We start from the raw sequence: 7954 nt of genomic DNA on the forward strand, positions 1-7954 counted from the left end.
GGCCTGCAGGCTAGCGGTTCGCCCAGGCCAGGAGGCGGTCTGCCGGCCACGTGTTGACGATCCGTTCGGGCTCGATTCCGGCGGCCTCGGCGCGCTCACAGCCGTAGTCGAGCATGTCCAGCTGGCCGGGGGCGTGAGCGTCGCTGTCGATGGAGAAGAGGCACCCGAGGTCGCGGGCCAGCTCGAGCAGTTTCGTCGGCGGGTCGCGTCGCTCGGGCCGTGAGTTGATCTCGACGGCGACGTCATGGGCCACACAGGCCTCGAAGACCGCCCGCGCGTCGAACTGCGAGCCCGGCCGGGTGCCGCGGTTGCCGGTGACCAGCCGGCCGGTGCAGTGGCCGAGCACGTTCGTGAAGGGCTGGCCGACCGCGGCCACCATCCGCCGCGTCATCGCGGCGGGGTCCATCGCCAGCTTGGAGTGCACGCTGGCCACGCGTACGTCGAGCCGGGCCAGCATCTCGTCGCTCTGGTCGAGCGACCCGTCGTCGAGGATGTCGACCTCGATGCCCTTGAGCAGGCGGAAGCCGTCTCCGAGATGCGTGTTGACCGCGTCGATCACCCCGAGCTGTCGGCCGAGGCGCTCGGCGCTGAGTCCCCGGGCCACCTTCAGTCGCGGTGAGTGGTCGGTGAGGACCAGGTAGTCGTGGCCGAGCTCGATCGCGGTGAAGGCCATCTCCTCGATCGGCGAGCCACCGTCGGACCAGTCCGAATGGGAGTGCAGGTCGCCGCGCAGTGCCGACCGCAGCTCCCGTCCGCCCGCGGCCAGCGGGCCGGCGTACTGCTTCTCGAGTGCGGCCAGCCGCTCGGGGACCTCGCCGCGCCACGCCTGCGTGATCACCGTGCCGGAGCTCGCCCCGATGCCCGGCAGGTCGGTGAGGGTGCCGTCGGCGACGTGTCCGGAGAGCTCGTCCTCGGTCAGCGGGAGGATCGTGGCGGCGGCGCTGCGGAAGGCCTTGACCTTGTAGGTGTCCTCGCGGGCACGCTCGAGCAGGAAGGCGATCCGGCGAAGTGCCGCGACCGGGCTGATCGGGTCGCCGGTCATGGATTCGACTCCTCCACTCTCGTCCACGGTGACTTCCTACAGTTCCACAGCGGCCGCCGTGGTTTCCACACGTTCTCCACAGTGTTCTCCACAGGTGGGGTCGACCAGCCGCCACCACCCCATTGACCCGGGACCATGGGTGCCCCTAGCGTCGGCACGGATGGGGCCCCGGGCCATCCGCTTCGGCGGGGCAGTTCCACACTCGCAAGGGGAAGGCACGTGTGGGAGTGCCGGTCAGGGGCCTCTTCTCGCCCTTCTGGTCCGCCGGCCCGTCGCCGCCTCGCCGTCATCGCCCGGTGAAGCGGGGAGTGCGCTTGGCCCGCGCAGCAGAGATGCCTTCCTGCAGATCGGTCGTTGCCAGCGTGGCCGGCTGGGCCAGTGCCTCCCACTGCAGGGCCGCCTCGATGTCGCGGTGCCCGGCGCCGGCCAGGCCGAGCTTCGTCCAGCGACTCGCGATCGGCGCCGTCTCGGCCACCCCGGCGGCGGTGTCGAGCACCTCGTCGAGAAAACCCTCATCGGGAATCACCCGACTGACCAGGCCCAGACGCTGGGACTCCTCGGCGTCGACGATGCGCCCGGTGAGCAGCAGGTCGCGGGCCGCTGCCCGGCCGACCACGTCCGGGAAGAGGTACGTCGCGGCCATGCCCGGGTGCATGCCGAGCTTGACGAACGGTGCTCCGAGCCTCGCGCCGGCTGCGGCGTACCGGATGTCACAGGCCAGTGGCATGCAGAGCCCGGCCCCGATCGCGTGACCGTTGATGGCGGCGATGGTCGGCACCTCGAGTCGCCGGATCGAGAGCCAGGCCCGGTAGAACGCGAGCATGCGCGTGCGCAGCCGATCGACCGAGGCGTCGGGCTCGCTGGCGATCCAGCCGATGTCACCCCCCGAGCAGAAGGAGGTGCCGGCCCCGGTCACGACGACGGCGCGCAGCTCCGGGTCTGCGGCGAGCTCGTCGAGGGCACGCACCCACGAGTCGGTCATCTCGTCGGACATCACGTTGCGTCGGTCCGGGTCGTCCAGGGTGAGGAGTGCGACCCCGGGTCGGGGGCGGTCCAGACGGAGAAAGGTGAGATCGTCGTTTTCGGGCATGTCGGCACCCTAACGGGGCGCCTCCCACGCCTGTACGCAGGCGTGACGTAGGGTTTTTGATGGTTCACATGCCCGGCGTGGGAACCCCGGCGGGCTTCCCCGATCCCCCCGTCGCGACGACCGAGAAACAATTAGGCAAGGAGGCCGTCATGGCGGAGACCTGGAGCGGCGAGTTCTACTGCGTGAAGTGCAAGGCCAAGCGTGAGGCCTCGGGTGAGGTCAAGGTCAACGACAAGGGCACGCGGATGGCCAAGGCCGTTTGCCCCGAGTGTGGCACCAACCTCAACCGGATCCTCGGCAAGGCGTAACACCGAGCAGCCGCAGCGGCGCCGTCCCCCTCGGGGGCGGCGCCGCTGCGTCGTTGCACGACCCGGGCCTCTCGCCGGTGCTGGGCGAGCCTGTGGATGACGCGAGCGCGACATCGATGTTCTGTGTGAGAGTGCCGGCATGCCTCGGCTGCCCCGACACCCCGGATTCCCGGCCCGGCCTCTGCTGCGCCCCGGAGTTCGCGTGTGCCGCCGCGAGGACGGCCTCCTGCAGGTCGGGCTGGTCGCCCACCTCGCTGTCACCGCACCCGACACCGACGAGATCCGTGCCGTGCTCCTCGACCTGCGCAACGGCGTCCCTCCCGGGCCCGCCTGCGAACTCACGCCGGCGGTCCTGCGCTTCTGCAACCGCTTGCTCGACAAGGCGCTCGTCCTCGACGCCGACGGATTCCTCTCGGCCCTGGGCACCGCCAGGGACCAGGTTGGCCGGGAGTCGTTGGCCGCGTATCTCGGGGACAACGGCAGGGATGGTCCCGACCTGTTGGCTCGTCGTCGTGGAACCACGATCGGGGTCGCCCACCAGGGCGACCGTCGCTCCGAGCGTCGCATCGTGGACGTGCTCACGAGCGGCGGTGTCTCCACCACGGCCACCACCTCGCGTGCCGATGCCGCCCTCCTGGTCGCCCGGGGCGAACCCGACCGCGATCGCCTGGACGAGTGGGTGCGTTCCGACCTCCCTCATCTGGTGGTCAGCACCAGCGAGGGCGTCGTGCGCCTCGGCCCCTTCGTCGTGCCCGGTGAGACGGCGTGCCTGCGCTGCATCGACGCCCACCTCGCCGACCGCGACCCGCGCCGGCCGCTCATCGTGGCGCAGTACGTCGACGCGGCCGCGACGCCCGACGGTCTCCCCGAGCCGATCCACCACGACCTGTTCGAGATGGCCATGCTGTGGGCGGTGCGCGACCTGCTCAACTGGGTCGACGGCCACCGACCACGCAGCTGGAGCTCGACGCTGACCTTCGACCCGGCCCTCGAACTGGGCTCGACGCCGTGGCGTCAGCACCCGGCGTGCGGATGCGGCTGGGGTCGGGCCTTCGCCATGTGAGGCCGTGAGGGGTGTCCGCGACGATCCGCCGTGGTGTCTCTCCGAGCCGTTCGACGGTCCTGCTACCACCACTCGCTGTCGAGCTTGCTCTCCATCGCGCGCAGGTGCTCGCGGGAGCACACGTCACAGAACGTGCGCCGACGGCCGTTCTCGACGGCCGTGGTCCAGGTGAGCGGGAGGTTCTCATCATCGGACTGACGACCGCAGAAGTCACAGGTGGCTGCCACGTGGCGAGCCTACGCCGGCGCCTGGACGGTAGGAATGCGCCGAGCCGGCACGAGGGGAACTGTCCCCTCGTGCCGGCTCAGTGGTTGATCAGAGGCGGGCCATGGCGAGACGCGCCTGTGCGGCAGCGCGTTCCGCCTTGCGGCTCAACCTGCGGGCGACGACGAGTCGCCGGGCCTGGCCGTTGCGTTGCGCCTCTCCCAGGCGCGCGGACATTTGTGCGCGCGCCAGTTCTTCATGCATGAGATTCATCGTGGTGCTCCGGTTCGTGTGAGTGGTCATGACAAGTGATCGACTTTCTTGTGCTGGCCGCGTCAGGCGGCGTTCTTGCGGGGACGGCCGCGCGGCCGCTTGCGGGGGATCACTACTCCCTGGAGGAAGAGCTCACCGCCCCAAACGCCCCAGGGCTCGCGCCGCTCGAGAGCGCCGGCGAGACAGAGTGCCTGGACCGGGCAGTCCGTGCACAGGGCCTTGGCGTACTCGACGTCGGTGGGCGACTCGGCGAAGAACAGCTCCGGGTTGTTGGCCCGGCAGGGCAGCAGTTCGTCGTCGACGGTGTCGGCCGCCGCGTGCAGCTCGCCCAGTGTTGAATCGGCGGGCGGCTTGAGTTCGCTGATGGTCATGTGTGTCACCTCCTCTTCGACCTGATCGTGATTGTTGATCCGGGTCCCCCACGTCGGTGCGTGGAGAAACAAAAGGGCCGCGGATCCCGGTTCTCGGGTTCCGCGGCCTGGAGGCTGCCAGTTGAGTGTCAACTCAACAGGGCGGTGGACTCCAGACAGTGGTCCCCTGGGTTGCTCCCGTGACGAGAGCAATCACGCGCTTGCGAGCCGGGACATCGGCACCAGCGCACGCAGACACGCCAAAGGCGGCGTAGGTGGGCATGACGATGCGCGACTGGTTCGCAGTCGTGATTCGAGTCGTGATGCTGTTCACTGGTGCCACCTCCTTCGGTGCGTCGGGCGCTGATCGTGCCAAGATCGTGTGCGCGTTTGATTGCGTGAGAGGAAAACTATCGCGGGAACCCTGTAATGGGCAATCGATTTTATGGGTATTTCACGGATTTTCTTCGGATCAGTCGATCAGGGCCAACAACTCCTCGCCGTACCGCTCGATCTTGGTGGCTCCGACGCCACTGATCTTGAGCAGTTGGGCGTCTCCGGTCGGCTTGACCTCGGCGATCGCCTCGAGCGTCTTGTCGGTGAAGACGACGTACGCCGGCACCCCGTCGTCACTGGCCCGTTGGCGACGCCACTCCTTGAGCCGGGCGAAGAGGTCCTCGTCGTAGGTCGCCGGGCAGTCCATGCACCGGCCGACCTTGCGCTCCCCCGCCGTCGACAACGGACGACCGCAGGTGCCGCACATGGCTGCCCGGGCTGCCTTCTTGGCCCGCTTCGGCTCGGCCGCGCTGCCGGTGTCTGGCCTCAGGCCGGTCAGGAACCGCGACGCCTTGCGGGTACGACGACCGCCGGGGTTGCGCGACAGGCTCCACGAGACCGACAGGTGCAGTCGAGCCCGGGTCATGCCGACGTAGAGGAGACGGCGCTCTTCCTCGACCTCGGCCGGGGTCTGGGCGAACGAGATCGGGATGGAGCCCTCCTGGGCGCCGCACACGAACACGGCGTCCCACTCCAGGCCCTTCGCGGTGTGCAGGGTGGCCAGGGTGACGCCGTCGGCCACGGGTGCGTGCTGCTCGGCTGCGCGCCGGTCGAGATCGTCGACGAAGTCGCCGAGCGACACCTCGGTCTGGGCGGCCGCGGACTCGGCCTGGGAGACCAACGCCTGGAGGGACTCCCACCGGTCACGGGCCGTGCCCCGCCCCGAGGGCGGCTCGGCGGTCCAGCCCATGCCGCCGAGCGTGCCGCGCACGTCGGCGGCCAGGTCGTCGCCACCGCCGCCGGAGCGAGCCGTGCCGCGCAGCAGGGTGATCGCCTGGCGCACCTCCTGGCGGTCGAAGAACCGAGCCGCCCCGCGCACGACATAGGCGAGGTTGCGGGCCGCAAGCGCATCTTCGAACGCCTCGGACTGGGCGTTGATGCGGAACAGCACCGCCATCGACCCCAACGACACCCCCGAGTCACGCAACCGCAGCACCTCGGCCGCGACTGCTTCGGCCTCGGCGACCTCGTCGTCGTACTCCCGATAGGCGACTGCCGGGCCGGAGGGACGCTGGGCCACCAGCTGGACGCCCCGGGAGCTGCTGCCGGCGAGCAGCCGGTTGGCCGAGCCGATCACCTCGGGCGTGGAGCGGTAGTTGCGGACCAGATCGATCGCGGTGGTGCCGGGGTGCTTGCCCGGGAAGTCACGCAGGTAGTCGGCGTTGGCGCCGGCGAAGCTGTAGATGGTCTGCGCCGGGTCGCCCACCACGCAGATCTCGTCGCGCCCCCCGAGCCAGAGGTCGAGCAGCGCCGACTGGAGGGGCGAGACGTCCTGGAACTCGTCGACCACGAAGAACTTGTACTGACGTCGGACCTGCGCCGCGACCCGCTCGTCCTCGGCCAGCAGGGCGGCGTTGAGCAGGAGCACGTCTTCCATGTCCATGCGGCCCTGGCCCCGCTTGACGTCCTCGTAGGTGCCGAACACCCGGCCGACCGTCTCGGGGTCGACGCCGTTGACCTCGCGCCCCCGGGTGGGGGCCAGGGCGGCGTACTCCTCGGGGCGGACATTGCTGACCTTGGACCATTCGACCTCGGAGGCGAGGTCGCGCAGGGTGCCCTGGTCGACGCCGAGGCGTTGCCGCCGGGCGGCCAGGGCCATCAGCGGCAGCTTCGACTCGGTCAGGGTGGGCAGCTCGGTGCCGTGGGTGGCCGGCCAGAAGTAGCGCAGCTGGCGCAGGGCGGCGGCGTGGAAGGTGCGGGCCTGGACACCCGGCGCACCCAGCTCGCGCAGACGGGTGCGCATCTCACCCGCGGCCCGCGTGGTGAACGTGACCGCCAGCACCTCGGTCGACTGGTAGACGCCGGTGGCCACGCCGTGGGCTATGCGGTGGGTGATCGCCCGGGTCTTGCCGGTGCCGGCACCGGCCAGCACCCGCACCGGCCCGCGCAGCGCTTCGGCGACCTGTCGCTGCTCGGGGTCGAGTGCGTCGAGCAGGCTGTCAGGACGGGCCATCGGGAACAATTCACCTCGGAGTGCGGTTGAGTCGGTCGAACACCAAGCAGCCTAGATGCCCGAGGGGACAATCCGTTGAGCGAGTTCACGATGTACACCACGCCGTGGTGCGGCTACTGCCACCGCCTGAAGAGCCAGCTGGACCGGGAGGGCATCAGCTACGACATCGTCGACATCGAGCAGCAGCCCGACGCTGCCGAGCTGGTCGAGAAGGCCAACGGCGGCAACCAGACGGTGCCGACTCTCGTCTACTCCGACGGATCCGCGCAGACGAACCCGAGCCTGGCCCAGGTGAAGGCGAAGATCGCCGCCCTGGCCTGACCGGGAGAGTCACCAGCGGCCGGGGAGCGGGCCGCCGTACCAGTGCTCGACCAGCGAACGCGAGATCGAGACGCCGCCGGGCAGCACGATCGTGCCGGCCTCGGCCTCGGCCTTCATCTGCGCGCGCGTGAACCACCGTGCCTCGGCGATCTCGGTGTCGTCGATGACGATGTCGGTGGTCGTGGCACGCCCGAGGAAGCCGAGCATCAGGCTGGTCGGCAGCGGCCACGGCTGGTTGCCGAAGTAGTCGACCGGGCCGACCTCGACCCCGACCTCCTCGAACACCTCGCGGCGTACCGCGTCCTCCAGGGACTCCCCCGGCTCCACGAAGCCGGCCAGCGTGGAGAACCGTCCCTCGCCCCAACCGGCACCGCGGCCCAGCAGGCAGCACTCGTCGTCGGCCCCGGGCTCGCCGATGGCGACGACCATGATCACCGCTGGGTCAGTGCGCGGGAACTGCTGCCCCTGACAGACGGTGCAGACCAGCAGGTGGCCACTCTGCCGCGACTCGAGCCGGCCGCCGCACGCGGGGCAGTGCCGGGTGCGCCAGTGCCACTCGGCCAGCCCGATCGCGTGGAAGGCCAACGGCGCCTCGGAGGAGTCGTGGTCCATGAAGTGCGGCGCCAGCGCCCGGAGCCCGACCCACTCGTCGCGCTCGCCGGGTGCCTGCTCGGGGTCGAACAGCACCGCGAAGTGTGTTCGGCCGCCGCGCTCGCCGAGCAGGACGCGGGTTCCCTCGGGGGCCTCGTCGGGGCGCACCCAGACCGGGCCGGCGCCCGCCGTCCGCACCCGGG

10 protein-coding genes are annotated in these 7954 nt (G+C 70.2%); 3 read left to right on the forward strand and 7 right to left on the reverse strand.

Features of this window, described 5'->3' with window-relative positions; genetic code table 11:
- Positions 1-10 precede the first annotated feature (10 nt).
- A complete protein-coding gene (locus NJ4_RS05100; protein ID WP_067431124.1) occupies positions 11-1042 on the reverse strand; it encodes a PHP domain-containing protein in 1032 nt (343 codons plus the stop codon).
- 286 nt (positions 1043-1328) lie between these two features.
- On the reverse strand, positions 1329-2132 hold the full coding sequence (locus tag NJ4_RS05105; RefSeq protein WP_067431128.1) for an enoyl-CoA hydratase/isomerase family protein: 804 nt from the start codon (positions 2130-2132) through the stop codon (positions 1329-1331).
- A 149-nt stretch (positions 2133-2281) separates the two neighbouring features.
- On the opposite strand from NJ4_RS05105, the gene NJ4_RS25910 reads away from it, so the two are divergent.
- Both NJ4_RS25910 and NJ4_RS05110 read left to right on the forward strand, forming a co-directional pair.
- Entirely contained in the window at positions 2282-2440 is a 159-nt protein-coding gene (locus tag NJ4_RS25910; RefSeq protein ID WP_168618186.1) for a DUF5679 domain-containing protein, read from the forward strand.
- A 139-nt stretch (positions 2441-2579) separates the two neighbouring features.
- Entirely contained in the window at positions 2580-3503 is a 924-nt protein-coding gene (locus tag NJ4_RS05110; RefSeq protein ID WP_157550733.1) for a hypothetical protein, read from the forward strand.
- Positions 3504-3565: 62 nt separating this feature from the next.
- Here the strand turns inward: NJ4_RS05110 and NJ4_RS25915 are convergent, their stop codons facing one another.
- From NJ4_RS25915 to NJ4_RS05125, 4 genes are all read right to left on the reverse strand, one after another.
- The gene (locus tag NJ4_RS25915) at positions 3566-3730 is read right to left on the reverse strand and encodes a hypothetical protein (protein ID WP_169799215.1); all 165 of its coding nucleotides are present in this window, start codon (positions 3728-3730) and stop codon (positions 3566-3568) included.
- Positions 3731-3818: 88 nt separating this feature from the next.
- Positions 3819-3971 (reverse strand): hypothetical protein, encoded by a 153-nt coding sequence (locus NJ4_RS05115; protein WP_245644463.1) that lies wholly within the window; start codon positions 3969-3971, stop codon positions 3819-3821.
- Positions 3972-4042: 71 nt separating this feature from the next.
- Positions 4043-4351 (reverse strand): WhiB family transcriptional regulator, encoded by a 309-nt coding sequence (locus NJ4_RS05120; RefSeq protein ID WP_067431138.1) that lies wholly within the window; start codon positions 4349-4351, stop codon positions 4043-4045.
- A 451-nt stretch (positions 4352-4802) separates the two neighbouring features.
- Positions 4803-6839, reverse strand: a complete 2037-nt coding sequence (locus NJ4_RS05125) for an ATP-dependent DNA helicase UvrD2 (protein WP_067431141.1) — start codon at positions 6837-6839, stop codon at positions 4803-4805.
- Between the two features lie 75 nt (positions 6840-6914).
- Here NJ4_RS05125 and NJ4_RS05130 point away from each other — a divergent pair, with 75 nt between their 5' ends.
- On the forward strand, positions 6915-7160 hold the full coding sequence (locus NJ4_RS05130; RefSeq protein ID WP_217996759.1) for a mycoredoxin: 246 nt from the start codon (positions 6915-6917) through the stop codon (positions 7158-7160).
- Positions 7161-7169: 9 nt separating this feature from the next.
- Here NJ4_RS05130 and nudC read toward each other — a convergent pair.
- The coding region (gene nudC, locus NJ4_RS05135; RefSeq protein WP_157550736.1) for an NAD(+) diphosphatase at positions 7170-7954 on the reverse strand (785 nt) is incomplete at its 5' end.

The sequence above is a fragment of the Nocardioides jensenii JCM 1364 = NBRC 14755 genome, from assembly GCF_001552535.1.
Lineage (GTDB): Bacteria > Actinomycetota > Actinomycetes > Propionibacteriales > Nocardioidaceae > Nocardioides > Nocardioides jensenii.

Coding starts and splice junctions, on each gene's coding strand:
- NJ4_RS05100 (WP_067431124.1), bottom strand. CDS start 1,042: ATGACCGGCGACCCGATCAGCCCGGTCGCGGCACTTCGCCGGATCGCC.
- NJ4_RS05105 (WP_067431128.1), bottom strand. CDS start 2,132: ATGCCCGAAAACGACGATCTCACCTTTCTCCGTCTGGACCGCCCCCGA.
- NJ4_RS25910 (WP_168618186.1), top strand. CDS start 2,282: ATGGCGGAGACCTGGAGCGGCGAGTTCTACTGCGTGAAGTGCAAGGCC.
- NJ4_RS05110 (WP_157550733.1), top strand. CDS start 2,580: ATGCCTCGGCTGCCCCGACACCCCGGATTCCCGGCCCGGCCTCTGCTG.
- NJ4_RS05115 (WP_245644463.1), bottom strand. CDS start 3,971: ATGCATGAAGAACTGGCGCGCGCACAAATGTCCGCGCGCCTGGGAGAG.
- NJ4_RS05120 (WP_067431138.1), bottom strand. CDS start 4,351: ATGACCATCAGCGAACTCAAGCCGCCCGCCGATTCAACACTGGGCGAG.
- NJ4_RS05125 (WP_067431141.1), bottom strand. CDS start 6,839: ATGGCCCGTCCTGACAGCCTGCTCGACGCACTCGACCCCGAGCAGCGA.